The 21,952-nt window shown below is 68.8% G+C and carries 20 protein-coding genes and 1 pseudogene; 11 read left to right on the plus strand and 10 right to left on the minus strand.

The genetic code is table 11. From position 1 onward, the window contains the following. The first annotated feature begins 4 nt into the window (after window positions 1-4). Window positions 5-685: a DUF3137 domain-containing protein gene (locus FOH10_RS05250; RefSeq protein WP_143979846.1), complete on the plus strand. Its 681-nt coding sequence runs from the start codon at window positions 5-7 to the stop codon at window positions 683-685. A gap of 3 nt (window positions 686-688) precedes the next feature. Here FOH10_RS05250 and FOH10_RS05255 read toward each other — a convergent pair whose 3' ends face one another. Together FOH10_RS05255 and FOH10_RS05260 are read right to left on the minus strand one after the other, a co-directional pair. After that, complete coding sequence (locus FOH10_RS05255) at window positions 689-1,270, minus strand: DUF1707 SHOCT-like domain-containing protein (protein ID WP_143979847.1); 582 nt, start codon at window positions 1,268-1,270, stop codon at window positions 689-691. 265 nt (window positions 1,271-1,535) lie between these two features. Beyond that, complete coding sequence (locus FOH10_RS05260) at window positions 1,536-2,072, minus strand: hypothetical protein (RefSeq protein ID WP_143979848.1); 537 nt, start codon at window positions 2,070-2,072, stop codon at window positions 1,536-1,538. 319 nt (window positions 2,073-2,391) lie between these two features. Here FOH10_RS05260 and FOH10_RS05265 point away from each other — a divergent pair, with 319 nt between their 5' ends. From FOH10_RS05265 to FOH10_RS05275, 3 genes are read left to right on the plus strand one after another with little or no spacing between them, the layout of a single operon-like run. Then, window positions 2,392-3,831, plus strand: a complete 1,440-nt coding sequence (locus tag FOH10_RS05265; protein ID WP_221937927.1) for a type III PLP-dependent enzyme domain-containing protein — start codon at window positions 2,392-2,394, stop codon at window positions 3,829-3,831. Next, window positions 3,828-5,147 (plus strand): pyridoxal-phosphate dependent enzyme, encoded by a 1,320-nt coding sequence (locus FOH10_RS05270; protein WP_143979849.1) that lies wholly within the window; start codon window positions 3,828-3,830, stop codon window positions 5,145-5,147. Before FOH10_RS05265 ends, FOH10_RS05270 begins: the two co-directional genes overlap by 4 nt. A 4-nt stretch (window positions 5,148-5,151) precedes the next feature. Then, window positions 5,152-6,369, plus strand: coding sequence for an aminotransferase class V-fold PLP-dependent enzyme (locus FOH10_RS05275; RefSeq protein ID WP_143979850.1), 1,218 nt, complete (start codon window positions 5,152-5,154; stop codon window positions 6,367-6,369). Here the strand turns inward: FOH10_RS05275 and FOH10_RS05280 are convergent, their stop codons facing one another. Together FOH10_RS05280 and FOH10_RS05285 are read right to left on the minus strand one after the other, a co-directional pair. Next, window positions 6,370-7,239, minus strand: a complete 870-nt coding sequence (locus FOH10_RS05280) for a class I SAM-dependent methyltransferase (RefSeq protein WP_143979851.1) — start codon at window positions 7,237-7,239, stop codon at window positions 6,370-6,372. 106 nt (window positions 7,240-7,345) lie between these two features. Next, on the minus strand, window positions 7,346-9,538 hold the full coding sequence (locus FOH10_RS05285; RefSeq protein ID WP_143979852.1) for an MMPL family transporter: 2,193 nt from the start codon (window positions 9,536-9,538) through the stop codon (window positions 7,346-7,348). A 160-nt stretch (window positions 9,539-9,698) separates the two neighbouring features. Here FOH10_RS05285 and sigJ point away from each other — a divergent pair, with 160 nt between their 5' ends. Further along, on the plus strand, window positions 9,699-10,595 hold the full coding sequence (gene sigJ / locus FOH10_RS05290; RefSeq protein WP_244961636.1) for an RNA polymerase sigma factor SigJ: 897 nt from the start codon (window positions 9,699-9,701) through the stop codon (window positions 10,593-10,595). Between the two features lie 12 nt (window positions 10,596-10,607). On the opposite strand, the gene FOH10_RS05295 is transcribed toward sigJ, so the two are convergent. Then, window positions 10,608-11,069, minus strand: coding sequence for an SRPBCC family protein (locus tag FOH10_RS05295; protein WP_143979854.1), 462 nt, complete (start codon window positions 11,067-11,069; stop codon window positions 10,608-10,610). 256 nt (window positions 11,070-11,325) lie between these two features. Here FOH10_RS05295 and FOH10_RS05300 point away from each other — a divergent pair, with 256 nt between their 5' ends. Further along, window positions 11,326-11,931 (plus strand): dihydrofolate reductase family protein, encoded by a 606-nt coding sequence (locus tag FOH10_RS05300; RefSeq protein ID WP_244961638.1) that lies wholly within the window; start codon window positions 11,326-11,328, stop codon window positions 11,929-11,931. On the opposite strand, the gene FOH10_RS05305 is transcribed toward FOH10_RS05300, so the two are convergent. Beyond that, a complete protein-coding gene (locus FOH10_RS05305; protein WP_143979855.1) occupies window positions 11,918-13,015 on the minus strand; it encodes a hypothetical protein in 1,098 nt (365 codons plus the stop codon). The two genes, FOH10_RS05300 and FOH10_RS05305, sit on opposite strands and share 14 nt — an antisense overlap. A 364-nt stretch (window positions 13,016-13,379) precedes the next feature. On the opposite strand from FOH10_RS05305, the gene FOH10_RS05310 reads away from it, so the two are divergent. Beyond that, on the plus strand, window positions 13,380-13,745 hold the full coding sequence (locus FOH10_RS05310) for a hypothetical protein (RefSeq protein WP_143979856.1): 366 nt from the start codon (window positions 13,380-13,382) through the stop codon (window positions 13,743-13,745). Window positions 13,746-13,779: 34 nt separating this feature from the next. Here FOH10_RS05310 and FOH10_RS05315 read toward each other — a convergent pair whose 3' ends face one another. Beyond that, window positions 13,780-15,591 carry a hypothetical protein gene (locus FOH10_RS05315; RefSeq protein ID WP_143979857.1) on the minus strand — a complete coding sequence of 604 codons (1,812 nt, stop codon included), beginning with the start codon at window positions 15,589-15,591 and terminating at the stop codon, window positions 13,780-13,782. Between the two features lie 152 nt (window positions 15,592-15,743). Between FOH10_RS05315 and FOH10_RS05320 the strand changes: the two are divergent. After that, window positions 15,744-16,664 (plus strand): annotated as a pseudogene (locus FOH10_RS05320) (LysR family transcriptional regulator). A gap of 106 nt (window positions 16,665-16,770) precedes the next feature. Next, window positions 16,771-17,523 (plus strand): SDR family oxidoreductase, encoded by a 753-nt coding sequence (locus tag FOH10_RS05325; protein ID WP_143979858.1) that lies wholly within the window; start codon window positions 16,771-16,773, stop codon window positions 17,521-17,523. Window positions 17,524-17,565: 42 nt separating this feature from the next. On the opposite strand, the gene FOH10_RS05330 is transcribed toward FOH10_RS05325, so the two are convergent. Continuing rightward, entirely contained in the window at window positions 17,566-18,891 is a 1,326-nt protein-coding gene (locus FOH10_RS05330) for a carboxylesterase family protein (protein ID WP_143979859.1), read from the minus strand. 94 nt (window positions 18,892-18,985) lie between these two features. Between FOH10_RS05330 and FOH10_RS05335 the strand changes: the two genes are divergently transcribed. After that, window positions 18,986-19,564, plus strand: a complete 579-nt coding sequence (locus FOH10_RS05335) for a TetR-like C-terminal domain-containing protein (RefSeq protein WP_186000728.1) — start codon at window positions 18,986-18,988, stop codon at window positions 19,562-19,564. Here FOH10_RS05335 and FOH10_RS05340 read toward each other — a convergent pair. Further along, window positions 19,486-20,811 (minus strand): cytochrome P450, encoded by a 1,326-nt coding sequence (locus tag FOH10_RS05340; protein WP_143979861.1) that lies wholly within the window; start codon window positions 20,809-20,811, stop codon window positions 19,486-19,488. The genes FOH10_RS05335 and FOH10_RS05340 overlap by 79 nt on opposite strands. 86 nt (window positions 20,812-20,897) lie before the next feature. Between FOH10_RS05340 and FOH10_RS05345 the strand changes: the two genes are divergently transcribed. Then, window positions 20,898-21,461 carry a TetR/AcrR family transcriptional regulator gene (locus FOH10_RS05345; RefSeq protein WP_143979862.1) on the plus strand — a complete coding sequence of 188 codons (564 nt, stop codon included), beginning with the start codon at window positions 20,898-20,900 and terminating at the stop codon, window positions 21,459-21,461. Here FOH10_RS05345 and FOH10_RS05350 read toward each other — a convergent pair. Beyond that, window positions 21,449-21,943 carry a VOC family protein gene (locus FOH10_RS05350; protein WP_143979863.1) on the minus strand — a complete coding sequence of 165 codons (495 nt, stop codon included), beginning with the start codon at window positions 21,941-21,943 and terminating at the stop codon, window positions 21,449-21,451. The genes FOH10_RS05345 and FOH10_RS05350 overlap by 13 nt on opposite strands. Window positions 21,944-21,952 lie beyond the last annotated feature (9 nt).

The raw sequence follows: 21,952 nt of genomic DNA on the forward strand, positions 1-21,952 counted from the left end.
GGACATGGAATTGATGCTGGTGCTGCTGCTTCTTTCGGTGTCGGCGATCGTCGCGCCGATCGTCGTCGCTGTCGCGATCACCTCGCACCGGGAGCAGGCCCGTCGGCTGGAGATGGCACGCCTGCATCAATGGGCCGTGCGCAACGGACTGCACTACACGCCGAACGACCGTACTGTCAGCGCACTCTCGCTCCGTGCGCCTTTCGGTGTCGGGAACGATCGCGTCGGCCACGACGTGTTCCGGGGCAACCACCGCGGGCGGGCAATTGTCTTCGGGGAGTACCGGTACACCACCAAGAACAACAAGTCGACCGTGGTCCATTCTTGGCAGTTCGTCGCACTGGCGCTGCCGTCGTGCCGTCCGTGGCTGAGCGTCAGCCGGGATTTCGGCAGCGGGTTGTTCTCCTGTCGCGGCCGCAAGGGCGTGCTGCTGGAGAGCCAGGAGTTCAATGAACGCTTTCGAATCGACGCCGCCAGCGAACGTTTCGCCTACGACGTGCTCAGCCCACGGATGATGGAGTGGCTACTGGCCGACGCCCGCGCGAACACCGTCGGATTCCGGTTCGAAGGTCAGTGGGCGATCACCGTGCGCGCGGGCCGTCTGCGACCGGACGAGGTCTGGTTCCATGCCGACTTCCTGCACGATGTCATCGGGCAGGTCCCGGATTTCGTGTGGCGATACTGACCGTCAGCCGCCGGTGTTGCCGCCGCCCTCGAGTTCCCGGATCCGCTTGGTGGCTTCGGAGAGTCGCTTCTTGCGGGCGGCCGCGTCGGACTTCTTCAGTTCCTCGTACACCTCTTCGTCGGAATCGCTGAATCGCAGGATCATGCGCGGAATGCTCAGGGTGATGATCAGCGAGGGCCAGACGATCCAGGCGTAGTCCCAGCTCACGATCACCTGGAGGACGAGGAAGGTGATGAGGGTGATGCCGACGATGATCCAGTCGAGTGAGTCGATGGTATTGCCGCGGGCGCGGAGCGCGGCGAGTTCGGCCGCCGCGTTGTCGCCGCCCGTCGCCGGGGGGTTGTCGTTGACGGGGACCTTGGCCACCTGCCCGTTGACTCGCGTCAGCGGCACGCCGCCGGGCAGGCCGCTGAACGCCTCCCCGAGCGCGCCCAGCGTGCGGGCGGTGGCGACCGCGCCCGAGCGGTCGTAGAACTCGGTGCTGTCCAAGCGCCCGTCGGCGTAGTGCTTGCCGAGCGCGTCGAGGGCGTGCGTCCGCTCCTCGTCGCTGAGAAACAGGTCGTCGGGGTCGGGGTTGGCGGCCATGGTGTCGGCGCTCCCTTGTTCGCTCTGGAATCGTTACCGCCTCCAGTGTCGCATCGGGCCGACGTCATTTCCCGTGCTGGCCCGCCTGCACCACATTGTTGACACGGCTCATCGGCGAACCACAGAAGGTCGTGTGTCGCGATCTATCCGAGAGTGGGTTGCCGAGTTGTCACGAACAAGAGCCGCGGATCATGGATCCACGGCTCCGTCGGGTTCGCGCCTCGTGCAGCGGCGTCGATCACTCCCTACGTGACGCCGACATTCTCTATTTGACGCTGCGGTCCACCTCGTAGTGGAAGTTCTCGGCGTGTTCGCCGTTGCCGGTGTAGAGGTTGCGGACGGCTCCTTCGAATGCCGCTTTGCGGGTGGTGCCCTCATCGGCGTGGTAGAAGCCGAAGTTGGGCTCGAAGAAGACGACTTCGGTGTCGCCGCTGGTGAGGACGACGGCCTCGTGGTTCTGATGCTGGCCGTTGGCAGGGTTCTTGCCGGTCTCGCCGAACCAGAGGCCGACGCGGTAGACCTTGTTGGTGGCCAGGTCGGCGGGGATCTGGTTGTACGCCTGCTGGGCTTTGCCGTGTGCCTCACCGCCCTTGTCGCGCAGGTTCTTGGCCTTGCCCGCTTTCACGATCGTGGCGGGTACCGCCTCCTTGGCCGCGTCGACCGCTTCGGAGAATTTCTTGACCCCGTTCCATATGCTCTCGCGCACGTATTCGCTCATGTAATAGCAGATTCCGCTGCTCGAATACCCGTACTCGCCGAGCCAGAGTTCCTGGGGGCATTCCTTCAGTTTGGTGGTGGGCATCGTATTCATCCTCCGATGGCCAGGTGAATCGTAATATGCTCCGCTACAACGAATTATACGAATGACCAAGAGCATGTACTTGCAAACGCCATCTCCCGGAAAATGATCGGATCAATTCCGACTGGTCAGAACTTGACTTCGCATGTGTTCGATCCGTGCCCCCGGGCCGGGAGGTTGGCCCTCGGGGTGACTGCTGCCCGTTCGCTGCCTCTCATGCCATGAGGAGCGGTCCGGTTCCATACTGGTCGCTACCCTGGATTTACAAGCAAGACGGTGGTTTGCGCCAGGTGCGGTGCCGGACTCGGACGGGGTTGTATAGGTGAAGCCGGAGCTGGTTCTGACGCCGCTGATGAGCGAGCTGGTCAGGGATGTCCTCGCGGTCCCGGAGCGACTGTCCGCCATGGTGGACGCGCTCGGTTCGCCGCTGAATATTGTTGTACCCGAACAGATCACGGCCAACGCGGCGGAGTATCGCGCGGTGTACGACCGGCGGCGGCTGAGCGGAGAGGTGTACTTCGCGCACAAGGCCAACCGGTCCAGCGCGCTGATCCGCGAGCTGGCGGCGGGGGAGTGCGGGGTGGACGTCGCCTCGCTCGGTGAACTGCGGCATGTGCTGGCGGCCGGGTTCAGCGGGGATCGGATCATGGCGACCGGCCCCAAGGACGCCGAATTCCTGTGGCTCGCAGCCAGGGTGGGTGCGGTGGTCAACGCCGACTCCCGCGCGGAGCTGCGGGAGCTTGCCGCCATCGTCACCCGCTTCGGCCTGCCGCCGGTGCGGGTGATGATCCGGCTCTCGGCCTTCGATTCGCCGGGCGTGCCGATTCTCAGTCGCCCCAGCAGATTCGGGGTGCACGCCCGCGAACTCGCCGACGTGCTGGACACTCTCGACGAGCACCGGGCCGTGCTGCGCCTGCTCGGCGTCTCCTACCATCTGGACACCACCGGCATCGAGGAGAAGGCGCTCGCCCTCGAAGGCTGCCTGCTGGCCATGCACGAGGCCCTGGGGCGCGGCTTCGCCCCCACCGCGATCGACATCGGCGGCGGCTTCGGCGTCAACTATCTGGCCGACCGCGGCGAATGGGAGCGCTACACCACCGAACTCGGCACCGCGGTCCTCGGCCTGCGCCCACCCATGACCTGGCAGAACCACGGCTACGGCCTGCGCGCCGAAGCCGGAACCCTGCGCGGTGCGCTGGGCGTGTATCCGGCCTACCGCGACACGGCCGGCGCGCGGTACCTGGACGAGCTGCTCGATCGCGAATCCGTCAGCCTGGAACGGTCGTTCGCCACGCTGCTGCTGGAAAACCTCTACGACCTGTACATCGAGCCCGGACGCGCACTGGCCGACCAGTGCGGCCTCACCCTGGCCCGGATCGCCGAGGTGCGCACCACCCACAGCGGCGACCCGCTGGTCCGGCTGGCGGCCAACTCGCGCGATATCAGCGCGGAAGAGCATGCGGTGCTGATGGATCCGGTGCTGCTGCCATCGCGCCCGGGCACGCCGACCGGTGTGTACCTGGCGGGGAATCTGTGTCTCGAGGACGACCTGATCACCCGCCGTCAGGTCACGCTGCCCCGCCCGCCGGAGCCGGGAGATCTGCTGGCCTTCGTGAACACGGCCGGCTACTTCATGGATTTCGCTGCGGATCACGCGCTGATGCAGCCCATCGCCCGCACGGTCGCGGTCCATCGCGCCGCGGGCGGATGGTCGTGGTGCCTGGACGAACAGTACTGGCCGGTGAAAGGGAACCGCTCATGAAGTACGACAGCATTCTCGACGCCATCGGGGATACGCCGCTGGTCCGGATCGACCCGACCGTGCACGGGCTGCGCCATATCGACCTGTACGCCAAGCTGGAGATGCTCAATCCGTTCGGCTCGGTGAAGGACCGCCCGGCCTGGAACATGGTGCGCGAGGACCTGCCCGCGGCCATCGAGCGCGGCGACGCCATCGTGGAACTGTCCAGCGGCAATACCGCCAAGGCCCTCGCGGTCATCGCCGCCATGCACGGCCTGCCGTTCAAGAGCGTGACCAACCGCATGCGGGTGCCCGAGATCAAGGATCTGCTGTTGTTGCTCGGCGCGCAGATCGAGGAGCTGCCCGGCCAGACCGAATGCCTGGACCCGACCGATACCGAGGATCCGCTGACCCGCATGTACCGGATGCTCACCGAGGAGGGCAACGGCTACCTGCACACCGATCAGTACTTCAATCCGCGCAATCTGGACGCGCACCGGGTCGGCACCGCCACCGAGATCATCAAGGATCTCGACGGCCGCGCCCCGGACGTCTTCATCGCCTGCGTCGGCACGGCCGGGTCGTCATCGGGGGTGGCGGGTGTGCTGCGGGAACACGACCCGTCCGTATCGGTGGTCGGATTGGTCGCGGCCAAAAGCGATTTCATCCCCGGTATCCGAAATATCGACGAGGTCAACGAGGTCGGGCTGTTCGACCCGGAGAACTACGACACCCTGGACGCGGTGAGCGCCGCCGAGGCCATCGACGGCATGCTCACCCTCAACCGTCGCTGCGGCATCCTGGGCGGCCCCACCGCCGGTGCGGCGTACTTCGGTGCCCTGCGTCATCTTTCGGCTCTGGACGCCACGCTCACCGAGCGGCGCACCGCGGTGTTCATCGTGTGCGACCGGGTGGAGAGCTATATGAGCTATCTGCGCAAGCGCCGTCCCGACCTGTTCAAGCAGCCGCCGCGCCCCAATTCGGTGGATACGCTGACCGACGCCGAGATCGCCGCCGCCGTCCAGGTGGATGTGCCCGAGGCGCGCGAGTGGATCGAGCGGGAACGCCCGCTGGTGGTGGACCTGCGCGGCGGATTCGCCTACACCGCACTGCATATCGAGAATTCGATCAATATGGTGGACGAACTCTTCGACGACCTGCTGCGCGGCGGCCTGCCGTTCGGCTCGGCACGGCCGGTGCTGCTGGTGTGCCCGGTCGGCGAGAAGTCCGCCCGCTACGCGGCGCTGCTGACGAGAATGGGGCATCGGGACGCGCGCAGTCTGCGCGGCGGCATCGTGGCCTGGCGCGACGCGGGCGCACCGCTGGTCCGGGACTGATGCCATGACCACCATGACGAATCCGGCCGAGGTCCTGCACCGCCTGGCGCACTGGCAGCGGGGATTGCGGGCGCAGTTCCCTATCATCGCGAACAATCCGGGACTGGCGTATCTGGACAGCGCGGCCACCACACAGAAGCCGACGGCGGTGCTCGACGCCGTCACCGCGTACCTCACCACCGGCAACGCCAATGCCGGGCGCGGCTCCTACCCGTGGGGCACCGCCACCGGCCGACGCATCGACGCCGCCCGCGAGCGCATTCGACAGGTGCTGGGCGACAACGGCTCCGAGTCGACGGTCGAGTTCGTCGGCGGCACCAGCGACGGGCTGCGGGCGGTGGCGCGGGACTGGCTGGCGGAGTCGCTCACCGACGGTGACGAGATCATCGCCCCGTTCGGTGATCACGAAGCCAATCTGCGGCCCTGGCTCGACCTGCGAGACAGCCTGGCGCGCAGCGGCATTCGTGTCACTGTACGGCCGATGCCGGTGGACCCCGCGTCCGGGGACTACGACCACCGGGCACTGCCGTCCCTCGTGACCGACCGGACCCGCTTCGTCGCCGTCACCCACGTGCACCACGTGTTCGGTGTCGACCTGAATGTGCACCGGGTGCGCGCCGCGGTCGGACCGGACGTGCCGATCTGCCTGGACGCCGCGCAGAGCGTAGGTCATCGGCCGGTCTCGGTGGCCGATCTCGATGTCGACTTCGTCGTGTTCTCCGGGCACAAGGCACTGGCGCTGCCCGGTGTCGGCGCGGTGTGGGCACGCAATCGGCGCGGCCCCCGCTTCGCGCTGCGAGGCTGGGCGGGCACGCCGAATACGACCGGCATCGTGAGTCTGGCGGCCGCCTTCGACTGGCTCGACGCGGCCGGGCTGGCCGACATCGGGGCGTGGAACACCGCCCTCGCCGCCCGCCTCACCGACGGCCTCTCCCGGTTACCCGGGGTGCGGGTGCTGGGCTGTCAGGACAGCCTCGGCGCGGATTCCCCGGTGCAGCGCCGGGAGGGCATCGTGACCTTCCGGCACGCGCGGGTCCGGTCCGACGATCTCGGTTTCGTCCTCGCCGACGAGGGCATCATGGTGCGCGCCGACGCCCACTGCCAGGCCGGTCGGGATTCCGACGATCACGCGGTGCGGGTGAGCGCGCACGTCTACAACACGCCGGAGGAGATCGACCGGGTGCTCGAGGTGGTGCGGCGCTGCGAGGAGATGGCGAGCTGACTACGCCTCGGGCCTGCGCCCCCGCCAGCCGGTGCGGGCGGTGAGCAGGGCCAGATCGTGGCGGTGCCCGAGCCAGGCGGCGTCGTCCGGATCGAGCAGCCGCTGCCACGCGGCGGCGTCGTCGGCGGTGAGGAACGGTCCGGCCCGGCCGACGCGCGCCGCCAGTTCGGCCAGCACCACTCCGCGCACCTCGGCGGGCAGCGGTGCGGGAATGTCGACCAGTTCGGTGAAGGCGGTGACATCGGTGAGCCCGGCGCGGGCGAGGATGTCGGCCCAGCCCCGCCCGGGGCGTTTCGCGCCCGCCCGGCCGAAGAACCACTGGGTGAAATGCCGATCGTGGGCCTCGTCCAACCGGATCTCCAGTCCGGGGCGGCCGATGCCGGTGTCCCAGGGCAGACATCGGGTGGGTAGCCCGCCCTCCGCCAGGCACAGCACGCCGCCCGGCCGCAGCATGCCGACCAGGGCCCGGGTGGCGGCATCCCAGTCGCGGGCGTGGTGTACGCACCAGGACGACCACACCGCGTCGACGGTTTCGGGCAGCGGCGGTGCGCCGTCCTCCAGATCGTGCAGGACCGGCCGGATCCGATCGCCCACACCGGCATCGTGGGCCGCGGCCATGGTGGCTTCGAGCATTCCTGGGTCCAGGTCGACGGCGTAGACGCGGCCGCGCGGGCCGACGGCGTGGGCCAGTGCGACGGCGGCGGTTCCGGCTCCGGGACCCACGTCGGCGACCACGTCGCCGGTCGTGACGCCCAGTGGTGCGAGCAGGCGCATGGTCGCGTCCAAGAATACGGCTTCGGCGGCGGCCGGATCGTCGGTGGACGTTCCGGTTCCCGGTTTGCCGGTCCGCTGCTGCGCGCTGATCGTCACGCGGCGATACTACTGAACATCGTTTTCAATGCGAAGTCGACGCGGCGTATGCGCTTCCGACCGGGCGCACCCGCCACGGCCGGAAGCGCGGACACCGGCGCGTGCGCTACACGGTCACCCGCTCCCCGGTATCGACGCTCTCACCCTCCCGAATACCGAAGCGGGCGTGCAGATGTCGCAGCGGCGCGGGTGCCCACCAGGTCCACCGGCCGCCCAACCGCATGGCCGCGGGCAGCAGGAACCCCCGGATGAGGGTGGCGTCCGCGAGCACCGCGAGCGGCAGGCCGATGCCGAACGCCTTCATGAAGGTGATGTCGGAGACCAGGAAGCCGAGGAACACCACGGAGATGAGCACCGCGGCAGCGGTGACGATGCGGCCGATGCGCTCCAAGCCGCTGGCCACGGCCGCGGTCGGATCGCCGGTGCGTTCGTACTCCTCGCGGATGCGGGCGAGCAGGAACACCTGGTAGTCCATGGCCAAGCCGAACGCCACCCCGAACAGCATGATCGGGACGGTGGCGGTCAGGGTGCCGGTGACGGTGAACCCGAGCAGTTCGGACAGATGGCCGTCCTGGAAGATCCAGACCAGTGAGCCGAAGGTCGCGGTGAGGCTCAGGCAGCTCAGCAGCACCGCCACCACCGGCAGGAAGACGCTGCCGGTGAGCAGGAACAGCAGCACCACCATGGCGGCGACCACCACCGTGAGCGCGAGCGGAAGCCGTTGCACGAGAGCGTCGGTCGCATCCAGGCTGACCGCCGCCACCCCGCCCACCAGCGCCTCGCCGGGCGCATCGACCGCGCGGATATCGGAGACCAGCGTCTCCAGCGTCCCGGCATCGTCGGTATCGGGCACCACGGTGAGGAAGGCGCCGCCGTCCGCGCCGTACCGGGCGTGCGCGGCCGTCGGCGGAATCACCTGTGCGCCATCGGCATAGCCGCCGGTGATGGTGTCGATCCGCTGCACATGCGGCAGTTCCGAGAGGCGTGCGGCATACGCGCCCGGATCGGCGTCGAGCCGCGGCAGTACGACGGTCAGCGCGTTCTGCTCACTGGTGTCGAAGTCGGCGCGCACGGTTTCGGCGACCTGCCGGGCGCTCGAGGATTCGGGCATGGACCGCTCGTCCGGGAAGCCCAGCCGCAATCCCAGGAACGGCGAACCGACCGCGAGCAGCAGTGCGATCACCGATACCGCGACCGTACCGGGCCGCCGCATGACGAAGACGGCCAGCCGATGCCACCGACCCTCCCGCACATCCCGGGACTCGCTGTCGGCGTTGCGGATTCGCCACTTGTCCACCCGTCGCCCCAGTACCGCCAGCAGGGCGGGCAGCACGGTCAGCGAGCTGAGCGCCGCGATCAGGGCCACCGCGATACCGGCGATACCCACCGATCGCACCGCCTGCAACGGGAAGAACAGCAGCCCGGACAGCGCCACCGCCACGGTGACCGCGGAGAACGCGACAGTCCGTCCCGCCGACCGCATGGTCGTCGCCAAGGCCGGACCCGGCTCGTCCCCGGCCGCGAGCTCCTCGCGGAAACGACTCACGATCAGCAGGCTGTAATCGATGGCCAGGCCCAGTCCCAGCAGCGTCACCACGTTCATCGACAGCGCCGACAGGTCCATCACCCCGGCGAGCAGCCAGATCGCGCCCATGGTGAGCAGCACCGTGACCATCGCGACCAGCAGGGGCAGCAGCGCCGCCACCACACTGCCGAAAACGAACAGCAGGGCGACGAGCGTGATCGGGAAGGCGATGGATTCACCCGCGATGGCGTCACGCTCGCTCTGCTCGAACATCTCCCGCTGCAACATGGCGTAGCCGCCGACCCGCACCTCGAGTCCGTCGTGGGCACCGGCGTAGCGCGGGGCGAGATCGGCGATCCGCTCGTCGATATGGTCCGGGTCGCCGAGGATGGTGGCGATCACCAGCGCGCGGTCGCCGCCGGAGCCGCGCAGTACCGGCGGCCTGCCCGCCGTCCAATAGGACGTCACCCCGGTGACGTCGGGTTCCGCGCCGAGGCGCGCGGTGAGCGCCGTGGCGGCGGCGGTGGCGGCCGGATCGTCGACCGAACCCGGCGTCCGCACCAGCAGCACCAGATTCGGTTCACCCTGGCCGAACTGTTCGCTCAGGATGTCGGCGGCGGCGCGGGATTCCGCTCCCGGATCATCGAATCCGCCGCCTTTCAAACGGTCGAACAGGGTCGCGGCCGCGATGCCCGCCAGTAGCACGGCGATCGTGGCCACGACCAGTACCGCCCGCCGATGGCGTGCGCACAGGCTCGTCGTTCTCTCCAGCACCTCTGTCTCCTCCCGTCGACCGCGGCAATGCGGTGGTGCGTATGAGAGACGGGTGGGAGCGGTGAATGTGACGGCGTGCGATGTGGATCACACGCGGTCGCCATGTCACATTTCGCGGTGCGCGGGCCCTCCTAAGCTCGACACCGTCAGAGGAGGAGACGTGACCGACGCTGCCGCGGACACCGCGACCGAGACCTTCGCCGAACATCGTGATCTGCTGTTCGCCCTGGTCTACAACCTGCTGGGCAGTATCGCCGATACCGAGGACGTGTTGCAGGAGACCTGGCTGTCCTGGATGCCGCGGCAGCGACGCGGCACGGACGAGATCGCCAACCCGCGCGCGTACCTGGTGCGCATCGCGGTCAATGCCGCCCTGGCACGCCAGTCGGACATCGCTCGTCGCCGCGAAACCTATATCGGCCCATGGCTTCCCGAACCGCTGCTCACCGACGACGCCGATACCGCCGACGCCGCGCTGCGCACCGAGGCGGTATCCATGGCCATGCTGGTGGTGCTGCAGACCCTGACCCCGCTGGAGCGGGCGGTCTTCGTGCTGAACGAGGTCTTCGGGTACCGGCACGCCGAGATCGCCCCCATGATCGGCCGGGAGGCGGCCGCCGTGCGGCAGCTCGCGCACCGCGCCCGGTCGCACGTACAGGCGCGCCGACCCCGCTTCCGCGCCGACCCGGTGGTGCAGCGGCGGGTGACCGAGCGGTTCCTCGACGCGCAGCGGGGCAGTGATCTGTCGGCTCTGATGGACTTGCTCGCGCCCGACGTCATCTTCCATTCCGACGGCGGCGGACGTATCCGGACCGCACTGCGTCCCATCGAGGGTGCGGCCAAGGTCGCCCGCCTGCTCACCGGTCCCGGCGTCCGGAGCACCATGGTCGATCTCGACCTTCGGCTCGGCCACATCAACGGTGAGCCGGCCGTCGTCTGTTTCCGCCGGGGCGAGCCCTACGGCGTCGGCGTGCTCGACATAGATCCCGAGACCGAGCGCATCCGCTGCATCTACACCATCGGCAATCCCGACAAACTCATCGGCATGGCGCGCTGAGCCCGCATCGGGTCAGTTTCCCGGTCGCGGCACGTCCCCGCGCCAGGCCCCGGTCTCGTGCCCCTGCTCCTCGATGAACTGCTTGAAACGCTTCAGATCGCCCTTCACCCGCAGGTCGAGGACGCCGAGCTTGTCGCCGACGTTCTCCACGAATCCCTCCGGATCGATATCCATCTGAGTGATCACCCGGGTGGTGGTGTCGTCGATGCGGTGGAAGGTCACCACACCCGCGTGCTCCGGCCCGCTGTCGGAGTGCCAGGCCACCCGCTCCTCCGGATGCTGTTCGGTGATGGTGGCGTCGAATTCACGTTCCACCGGACCGAACTTCACCTTCCAGTGCGTATGGGTGTCGTCGAGCTGATCGATGCGCTCCACCCCCTCCATGAAGCGGGGGAACGATTCGAACTGCGTCCACTGGTTGTAGGCCGTCCGGATCGGCACATTGACCTCGGTCGAAGCGGTGACGGTACTCATAGCAACCTCCTTCTCCCGGCGCCCGCCCGGCGTGACGGGGCCGGATCTTCGTCTGCCGATACCTTCGACACAGTGGTCGGGCTACCCGGCGGGTGCACCGGTAAACGGTCCGGCGCACCGCTCACCACGGCGGCGCGGGACTCCGGTCACGAACTCGGCTACTTAAGTAGCGGCCGCGGCAATACCGATGCGCCGCGCACCGCGATGACCGAAGACTTCAGTGTCCCTTCGGCTCGGATACACAGGTAGGTGCGTGATGGCAAGCGTGGCGCTCTGGATGCAGATGTCCCTCGACGGCTTCGCCGAGGGCGCGGGCCGCGAAGTGCACTGGCCGGTGGTGGACGAGGAACTGTGCGCACCGTTCCTGGACGAGTTCCGCGCCGCCGACGCCTTTCTCTACGGCCGCGAAACCTTCGAGATCATGGCCGCGTTGTGGCCGACGGCCGATTCCGATCATGCGTTCTCGCCGTTCTATGCCGACTTCGCCCGGGTCTGGAAGGACAAGCCGAAGATCGTGCTGTCCCGTACGTTGCGTGCACCGGGGTGGAACACCCGGGTGATCGGTCGCCGGGCGGTCGACGAAATCGCCGCGCTGCGGTCCGGCCCCGGGGGCACCGTGATCCTGTTCGGCGGCGTCGAGACGGCATCGACCTGTATCGCCAACGATCTGATCGACGAGTATCGGCTGTTCGTACACCCGATTCTGCTCGGTCGCGGCATACCGCTGTTTCCGTCGTCGGTCGACACCTCGCGGCTCCGGTTGACGGACGTGACCACCTTCGACAGTGCCGTCGTGATGATGCGCTACCGTCCCGAACGTCGCGAGGCCTGCGAATTCGCCGGGGTGCTCAACGATTCGTGAGTCCGGGCCGCTCCGCCGGTGCTGTCGCGCCGAAGTGGGATGCCGCAGCGCTGAACTCCACGACGGGGACCTCGACCTCGCCCCACGGCGTGTGAACGGTTCCGGGCCGGACCAGCAGCTGCGGGACCTGGATGTGCTGGGGGTCGCACCAGGTGGGCCGCGGTTGCGGTGCTGGTGGAAAGTCGGTGCAGCCGAGGCTGTTACCGCCCGGATCGTGATCGTCATCGTCGTCGTGATCCCCGCCGTCGTCGATCGGCCCGCCGGGGAAGCCGGGGTGCGGGGGAAGCCAGGGGAACCACGGCCCGCCGGGGAAGGCCGGGTCCCAGGGGAACAGCGGTCCGCCGGGAATCCCGTGCTGCGGCGGTTGGTCGGTTCGCGGGGGTGCCGCGGGTTCCGATGGTTCCACGGGGTGGGGCGGTTCCGTGGGCTGCGACGGTCCGCCGGGTTGTACCGGGACGGCGGGCTGCGCCGGGATGTCGGGCCGCACCGGGAAGTTCGGCAGGTCGAGTCCGTCCCCGCCCCCGTGACCGGGGCCGCCGGTGCCGTGACCGATACCGCCATCCGAGTCGTGGTCATCCCGCTGCCACGCGGGCCCGTCGCCACGGCCGCCGTCGAACCCCGGGGCGTCGGGGATTCCGCCTCCGATGCCGGGGCCGTCCATGCCCGGGCCGCCGAATCCGTGGTCATCGTCGGTGTCGCCGCCGAAACCCGGTCCGCTCCCGTCCCAGCCGCCCATACCGGGTGTGCCGCCGCCCGGTGAATCGCCGCTGGGGGTCCGCGAGGGGTCCGACCAGTTGTCGGTATCGAATCCACCGCCGTCGAACCCGCCGCCGTCGAACCCGCCGCCGTCGAACCCGCCGCCGTCGAACCCGCCGCCGTCGAATCCACCGCCGTCGAATCCGCCGCCGGTGTCGCTGTCACCTGCGGAGCCGTCGGCACCCGGGGCGGCCGTCGCCGTCGCGGCGGTGAATACGCCACCGGCGAACCCGGCCGTGACACCGGCGGGGATCAGGCTCAATGAGGCCGCGATCGCCGTGGTGGCCAGCAGTGTCGGTGTGCGGCCACGCTGTCTCGCAGTGCGCATACCCGTCTCCGTTCATCGGATGCCTTCCGTGCCATCGCACCGAAGGGGTGGGAACTCCTCAATGCATTCAATGTACCGCTGATTAGCGGCACATTGAATGGTGTGTTCTCAGAGCTGGAAGGTCGCATCCGGGGGCTGTTGGTCACTCTTCGGATTGCCGAGAAAGGACTGTATCCGGCGGATCTCACCTGGCGAAAGACCATCGACGAGCCGATGGAGGCCTTCCCAGTGCTGGGAACAGTGAGTTCCCTCCCAGGTGTGACACTGGTTAACGCGCCACTGAATAGCGGCAAGAAGCTACCGGATCGATCGGCCACTACCCAGCCCGCCGATTCGACCGAACGGTATGAACGGAGCAAATTCGATGTCCAGCACCACGATGCCGACCACCCGGGCCCGCCGACTGCTGGCCGGTGCCACCCTCGCCTGCGCACTGACCGGCGCGGCCTTCGCCGCGGGCACCGGAGCCGCGAGCGCCGCGCCCACGAAGGACTTCGGCGATTCGACCGGATGGGATCACATCGACCCGCGCGGGTTCCACCACTCGTTCGACGACCCCCGGTCGCGGGCCGAGCGGGATCGGGCGCGGCGTGACCACCTCCCGACCTCCTTCGGTGAGCAGGCCGAGGCGTCGAACAGCTCCGGCGGCACCACCACCACCTGGACTCAGGTCGGCCGCGACAACGGCTCCGGTTGGGTAGTGTGCCGGCCGCTGGCCCGGGTTTGCTGATGCACCTCGATCGTCGGCTCGGTCGGCCCGCTACTCAGTTGTCCCAGGAGGCGACGCCGACCGGCCCGACGCCGACGCACACCGTGAGCCCCGGGGTGAGCGCGCCGATCCGGAGCGCGCGGCCGCTGCCGACCGTACGCACATAGACCGTGTTCAGCCCGCGCCGGATCGGAACGGTCACCCAGTCGCCGTATTCCAGGGCGACCGTGATGCTGCCGTCCCCGCTCGCGAGGTAATTGAGTTGGGCCGTCCATTCGTGATCGAGCAGGGGGCCGTCGAGCGGGAGAACGGTGGGCGCGGTGCCCTGGACGCGGTATCCGCAGTCGCGGTCGGGTCCTGGAGTGATGCTGCGGTTCCACCAGACCTCGGCGTCGACGATCGCGCCGGTGTCGGTGATCATCCGCAGCCGGGGCGTGGAGGTGGCGAAGGCGTCCGCCGGTGCGACGGCGGACAGCACCCGGCTGACCAGATTCTGCGGATAGACCGTCGGGTTCAGCACCTGCCACGGCACTTCTTGTTCCAGCAGTGGTTCCTGCCGCCAATCACGCAGTGCCGCCTCGGTATTCGCGATGTAGGTGCGCGCCGGGTTGGGCTGCCAGCAGCGCACGAAGGCGTAGGTGGACCACAGGCAGCTCAGGATGAACACCATCGTCACCGCGACGGTGACGCGGGGGCGCGCACGGGTGCTGCGGCGGGCGTGCGTCGACAGGATCAGGGCGAGCGCCGCGGCCAGCACCACCGTCGAGTCGGCGAAATAGCGCAGTGACCGGAGCAGTTCCGCCGCAGCGGTATTCGGCCCACCGCGCGCCAGCACCACCGGCAGCTGTGCGAGCAGGATGTAGGCGGCAACCACCAGCCAGACCGCGAGCACGCGCCGGCGGGCGCGGATGGTCACCGCCACCACGGCGGCCAGCGCGAACCACGCCGCCGCCACCGCCCAGTCCGGCGGATCCGCCCACGGTGTCGCCGGAGGCCAGCGCTCCCAGTGCCACGGGCCGCCGAACAGTGCGGGCGTGACATCCAATGCCGCTGTCCCGGAGAGGAATTCCCGGGTCTCGGTACTGCCGCCCGAGGCGCGGGGCAGCCCGACCACCGCGAGATAGGCCAGTGACCAGCAGGTGAGTACCACGCCGGACCCGATCCACAGCGCCGCACCCCGTCGCGCCACCGTGCGCACCGGCGCTGCCCGCCCGTCGAGATACCGGACCAGCACCGCGAAGGCGAAGGCCGCGAACGGCACGATCGCCGCCTTCTCGAAGAACAGCAGCGCCACCGCCGAGACCGCGACACCCGAAATCGCGTACCGTCGCCGCCGAGTCCGCGTCAGCAGGACCGCATCGGCGATCACCCAGGCCAGCGCGCCCTGCAGCGGCAGCGCGTTGAGCGCCGCCGACCACCACACGAAGGCGGGAATCGTCAACGGGCAGAACGCATAGAACACCAGCGGCACCAGCACCACCCACCGCGCGCCCAGCAGTACCAGCAGCATGCGCAGTACGGCCACCGACGCGACGAGTTGCAGCAGCACCATGGAGGCCGCTGCCGCAGTCCACCCCAACGGTGCCACCGCCGTCACCACCCACGCGGTGACGAAGGCCAGCGGCATGAAATGCCCGTCGTGGTCGTGCAGCAGCAGCTCCGCCGACCACACCGGATACTCGGCCGCCCGGCTCACCAGAATGAAATCGTCCCAGTAGAAGTACCCGGATCCGGCGACCCACCCCCGAATCACCAGCTGCAACAACAGCACACCCACCGCCGCGACCACGACCGGCCGCATCCGCGACCGGTGCACCGATTCCGCGCGCACATCGGCCCGCGGCGGTTCGATCATGACGGTGTCCATGCCGCCCCACCGTAACGCGCGGACGGTCGCTCGGCGTGGAGCCCGTGGTGGTGCGGCCATGGGGCGGGCATCCGGTCAGCGCGGTCCGACGAACGGTGAGAACCGCCGTCGGTGCGGTGGGCAGCGGCGAACCGGCCGGTAGCATCCGGCGCATGCTGAATACCGCGTTGTCGCCGCTCGGGGAGCCGCTGGATTCGCGGCGTTTGCAGCAGTTTCTGTGTGTTGCGGAGGTCGCCAGCTTCAGTCGGGCCGCCGAGCGTCTGCATGTGAGTCAGCAGGCACTCAGCAGTTCGGTCGCCAAGTTGGAAGGGCAGCTGGGGGTGTCGCTGTTCGATCGGTCGGGTCGGCAGGTGCGGCTGACGGCGGCGGGGGAGGCGCTGCGGGCGGGCGCGTCGGTGTTGTTGGCGGCGGGGCAGGTCTTGGCGCGGCAGGTGCGGGATGCGGCGGCGGCGCAGCAGCGGCCGTTCGTGGTGGCGCATACGCCGGCCATCACCGGCTAGGAGGTGCACGGGGTGCTGGAGCCGGTGCGCGCGGGGATGCCGGAGTTGTCCGTGACGGCCATCCAGATGTTTCCGAAGGAGCTCGAAGCGGCGGTGCTGGACGGCCGGGTCGATCTGGCGCTGCGGCGGGGTACGACCGTGCCCGCCACCCTGGCCTCGGCGGTGATCGCGTATCACCCGCTGCGGATCGCCGTCGCGAGCGGACATCCGCTGGCCGGGCGCCGTACCGTCACCCTCGGTGAGCTGCGCACGGAACGAATCGTCGTATGGGCTCCACCGGGTGCGTCGTTCTACACCGACTTCATTCTGAGCACCTGCCGCCGTGCGGGTTTCGAGCCTGAGCTGGTGGTCGATCGGATTCAGGGCACGACACCGGCGACGGCCGTGCTCGATTATCCGGATGCGGTCGCCTTCGTCACCGCGCCGCCCGGTTCGGCACTCGGCGATCGAGCGTGGATTGTCGAGATCGAGCATCCGCCGCTGGCTCCCGTGCAGGCCGTGTGGCTCCCGCATACTCGTTCGGCCATTCGCGATCTACTGACCACGGGCGATAACCAGCATACGAGTGGCTAACAATCAGTATTTGTAGATTCACCCAAATATTCTGTTTCTCATTTGTCAGTCCGACTCCTAGCGTCGGTACCGGAAGATCTCCGAACTCCGAACGAAGGACTGACCTATGAGCAACACGTTGGCAGGCAGGTCGGCGGTCGTCGCCGCGGGTGCGAAGAACCTCGGCGGACTGATCAGCAACTCCCTGGCGGAACGCGGCGCGAATGTGCTGGTGCACTACAACAGCGCGAGCACCGAGGCCGAGGCCGACAAGACCGTCGCCGCCATCGAGGCACTCGGCCGCAAGGCGGTGAAGTTCCAGGCCGATCTCACCGTTCCGGCGAATGTGCGGCAGTTGTTCGACGCGGCCGTCGATGCCTTCGGCACCGTGGATATCGCCGTCAACACCGTCGGCAAGGTGCTGCGCAAGCCGATCGTGGAAACCACCGAGGCCGAATATGATTCGATGTTCGACATCAATGCCAAGGCCGCCTACTTCTTCCTCCAGGAAGCCGGTAAGCGTCTGGCGGACGGCGGCCGGATCGTCACCGTCGTGACCTCGCTGCTGGCCGCCTTCACCGACGGCTACTCAACCTACGCCGGTGCCAAATCCCCCGTGGAGCACTTCACCCGCGCCGCGGCGAAAGAGTTCGCCGCCCGCGGCATCTCGGTCAACAATGTCGCCCCGGGGCCGATGGACACCCCCTTCTTCTATCCGCAGGAGACTCCGGAGCGGGTGGAGTTCCACAAGTCCCAGGCCATGGGCGGCCGCCTCACCCGCATCGAGGACATCGCCCCCCTGGTGGAATTCCTGGTCACCGACGGCGGTTGGGTCACCGGCCAGACCATCTTCGCCAACGGCGGCTACACCACCCGCTGACCCGGGTGGAACCGGTGCTGTGTATCCGTGGGCCTTTCGTGATCAAGGGAAGGGGAAGACAGTGCGGGAGCCGACGGTGTGCGGTTGCCAGCGCAGTGGGTCGGCGGTGCCCGAGCGCACGAATTCGCCCCAGGCGCGGCGCATGGGTGCACCGAGGGTGTCGACCCGGTCGAAGGGGAGGCCGCGCAGCATGGGCGCGTCGTGCCAGGCGTCGGCGTCACCGAGCAGTAGTGGCAGGTCGATGCAGTGGCAGGCGCCGAACGGCGCGTCCGGTGCCAGCGGTTCGACGCGGTAGCGGTGGACCACCGCACCGGCGGCGGTGAGCTCGTCGGCGAAGAGCCGGGCCGGTTCCTCGAAGACCCTGCGTCCCATCGCATTCGATACCGCCGCCGCGACCCGCCGCCCGACGGCGGGGACCCGGCGAACCGCCGCGAAGATCGGATGCGGGCCGTGGAAGGCGGCCATCTCGTGCTCGGTGTGGCCGATGATCACCCGCAGCGCCCGCGCCCGGTGTCGCACCTCATCGCGCCAGGCTTCCCGATCCGGCAGCGGGTCCACCCCGGCGATCGGCAGGAACGGTGGTGCGGCGTTGAGCCCGCCGGGTCCGGCCAGCGTCCGCACCGCCGCACCCTGTGCCCGCATGACGGCCTCGACCGGTGCGGTGCGCGGGTCTCCGTCGAGCCGGTCGAGTACCGCCCGACCCACCCGTTCCGCGCGGTCGCGGTCGGGGAAGGACAGTCCCAGCGGTGCGCTCTGCAGGATGGCGCGGTGGAACAGTGACCGGGTGCTCGGGATCCCCAGCAGTGCCGCGATGGACTGCCCGCCCGCGGATTGCCCTGCGACGGTGACATTCTCGGGATCGCCGCCGAAGTCGGCGATGGTGTCGCGCACCCATTCCAGCGCCGTGATCTGGTCGAGCAGGCCGAGGTTGCCCGGCGATACACCCGCGGCGCGCAGATAGCCCAGCGCGCCGAGCCGGTAGTTGACGGCGACGACCGCGATCCCGGTCTCTCGCACCAGTCGCCGCGCGCCGTACCACGCCCACGCGCCGCTGCCGGACAGGTACGCCCCGCCGTGCAGCCAGACCAGCACGGGCAGTGTGCCCGGCTCGGCGTCGGCGGGGACGGTGACCGTCACCGACAGGCAGTCCTCGGACCACGGCAGCGTCTCCGGTGCGCCCATAACCGCCTCCATGCGCGAAGGTGTCTGCGGCGCAATGGATACCGGACTCACCGGGTTGTCGGGCGGGCCGAGTCGACGGGGTGGTTCGAAACGCTGCGCGCGGGCGTAGCGCACGCCGCGGAAAACGGCTACACCGTCGGTGATCTCACCGCGCCAGCGGCCGGAGTGGGTAGTCGCCATCGACATGATTCCTCACTTCTATCGCAAGTTGACTTGCGATACGGCCACCGTAGGACGCCACCGACAGAAACGCAAGAGAACTTGCGATAAGGTTCCCGGCGTGAAGAAGCCGAAGCCCCCGCAGCTGCGCGGCGTGAAGCTGCGGCGAGCGGTACTCGACGCGACCATCGCCCGGGTCGAGGCGGTGGGCATCGACCAGGTGCGCATCGCCGATGTGGCGGTCGCGGCGGGCGTGCACGAGACCTCCATCTATCGCCGCTGGAAGACCCTCGCCCGCCTACTCACCGACGCGCTGGTCTCCCGCACTGCCGCCGAGGTCCCGATCCCCGACACCGGTTCGGTCCGCACCGATCTAGCGGAATTCGCCACCGCCCTGGCCCGTTTCGTGGCAACCCCCACCGGAACCGCCCTGGTGCGCGGAACCGTGGTGGCCGACGACGACCCCGAGGTCACCGCCATGCGCGAGGAGTACTGGCACCACCGCCTCACCGCCTCCGAGCAGATCGTGCGCCGCGCCCAGTCCAGGGGGGAGGTCGCGGCCACCGCCGACCCGCGCACGGTCGTGCTGTCGCTCGGCGGCCTGGTTCACATTCACGCCATTCACCTGGGCCGCGAGATATCGGCGGAGACGATTCGCGCCGCCGTCGACATGATCGTCGACGGCATCGCGGCATCATGACCGGGGAGCCTCGGATACGCCTCGGTAGCCGAATCGAGCGGCGGGGCAGGCGCTTGCACCGCCCCGCTTCCTCGCCAGGCCACGGGTAGTTCCAGGAGCCCCCCGGTGAGCACATTCGGCCGCGTCCGTAGTCGCTCGGGCTCCACCGCCAGCCGCATATTCGGAAAGCGCGGGATGAGCTGGGCGAACACCTCCCGCAATTCGATGCGGGCCAGTGGTGCGCCGAGGCAGTAGCGGGCGCCGTGTCCGAAGGTGAGATGTTGTGCCGCCGAACGTGTTACGTCCGTCCGTGCGGGTTCGGGGAACACCGTCGGGTCGTGGTTGGCCGCACCGTTGTCCAAGAGTACGAGCTCTCCCGCCTGGACGGTTGTGCCGTCGATCTCCAGGCTGGTTCGGGCATACCGGGGGATGCCTCCGCCGCCCTTCGCGGGTGCCCGCAGTAGCTCCTCCACCGCGCCCGGGATCAGTTCGGGCTGCGTGAGCAAGGTCTGCCACTGGGTGCGGTCGGCCAGCAGATGTGCTGTACCCAAGCCTATCTGGACCACGGTGGTCTCGTGTCCGGCGAACAGCAGGGCCATGGTCAGACTCGCGATCTCGGTATCGGGCACGCCCTCGGTGGCGCACAGCCGGGAGATCACGTCGTCGGCGGGGTCCGCGCGTTTGCGGGCGACCAGTCGCAGGCCGTAGTCGAACAGTGCCGCCAGACCCTGCTCGGATCGGGTTCCGTCCACGGTGTCGGCGGCGGCCTGCGTCCAGGCGTGGAACCGGTCGCGGTCCTCGTAGGGCACGCCGAGCAATGCGCAGATCACCAGAATGGGCAGTGGGAGCGCCACCGCCGCGTGCAGGTCGGCGGGTTGGTCTTGCTTCTCCAGCTCGTCCAGCAATCGCGTCGTCAGCTCGCCGACCCGGGGGCGCAGGGCGCGCATGTGTGCGGGCGTGAAGTGCGGTCGCAGCAGGCCGCGCATCCGGGCGTGATCGGCGCGCTCGGTGTCGATATTGCCCAGTGGACCGCCGAACAGCGCCGAATGTCCGGTCCGCGCGGCCTTTTCGGGTTCCGGGTGGGCGCGGCCGAGACGGTCGTCGTCCAGCAGCGCGCGCACCTGTGCGTAGTCGGTGACCAGCCACGCCTCGTCGCCGACCGCGGTGCGGACACGGTGGATGGACCCTCGGGACCTCAGGTCGAGCAGCTCCGGTGCGGCGGCGAGAGCGTGCGGCTTCTCGAACGGCAGCTGGGGCACGTGGTTCATGACTGCTCCATAAGTACAAGTGCTCTTGTATAAGATGATTTAAACAACGCTACTTGTATATTCTCTCTTTAACAAGAGGAGGTGGGATGACGGCCGTTCGCCGATTGCCGCGTGCGGAGCGCCGCGCGCAGATCCTCGACGCAGCGACCCGGGTGTTCGCTCGGGGTGGTTACGCCGCAACGGGTTTGGACGATGTGGCGGCGGCGGCCGGGATCACCCACGTCATCGTCTACCGGCACTTCACCTCCAAGAGTGAGCTCTACCGAGCCGTCCTCGACCGCGCCTGCGCCCACCTGGCCGAGACGGTCGGCGTCGACCACTACGACGAGGGTTCGGTTCCGGCGCTGCTGCGCGCGGCGGCCGCCGATCCGGACGGCTTCCGGCTACTGTTCCGGCATGCCGTCCGGGAGCCGGAGTTTTGCGACGTCGTCGACGGCATCCGCACGGCCTCGGCCGATATCGCCGAGCGGCACCTGGCCGCGGCCATTCCGGAGGGGCCGTGGCGGGAGTGGGCCGTTCGGCTGGTTCCCACCCTCACTCTCGAAGCCGTGATCGCGTGGCTCGACGCGGGACAACCCGAACCCGACCATGCCGCCGAACGCATCGAGCGGGTGATCGGGTCGGTGGTGCAGGCCGCTCAGCCGGAGTGATCCGCGCTGTCCGGCGAACCGCTCAGCTCCGCCATGCGGCGCGTCATCTCCTCCGGCGCGACATCCTCGACGTGGGTCGCGACCGTCCAGGTGTGTCCGAAGGGGTCGGTGAGGTGGGCGTCGCGGTCGCCGTAGAACTGGTTCTGGGGTGGGCGGACCACGGTTGCGCCCAATTCCGCCGCGCGGCGCACGGTGTCGTCGACATCGGCGACGTAGAGGAAAAGGAAGATCGGTGTGCCGGGCAGGCCCGCGGGCGGGGGCGCGGTAGTGCCGAACATCGGCGATTCGTCTTCGACGATGAGTACCGCGTCACCGATCTCGATCTCGGCGTGGGCGATACCGCCGTCGGGACCGGGAAAGCGCATGCGTTCGGTGGCCCCGAAAACCTCGGTGTAGAACTCGAGGGCCTTCGCGGCACCGGAGACCACCAGGGCCGGGGTGACGCGACGATAGGTGCTGGGGATCGGCTGAATTGTCGTCATATCCTCCAG

It is taken from the genome of Nocardia otitidiscaviarum, assembly GCF_007362295.1.
GTDB lineage: Bacteria > Actinomycetota > Actinomycetes > Mycobacteriales > Mycobacteriaceae > Nocardia > Nocardia otitidiscaviarum.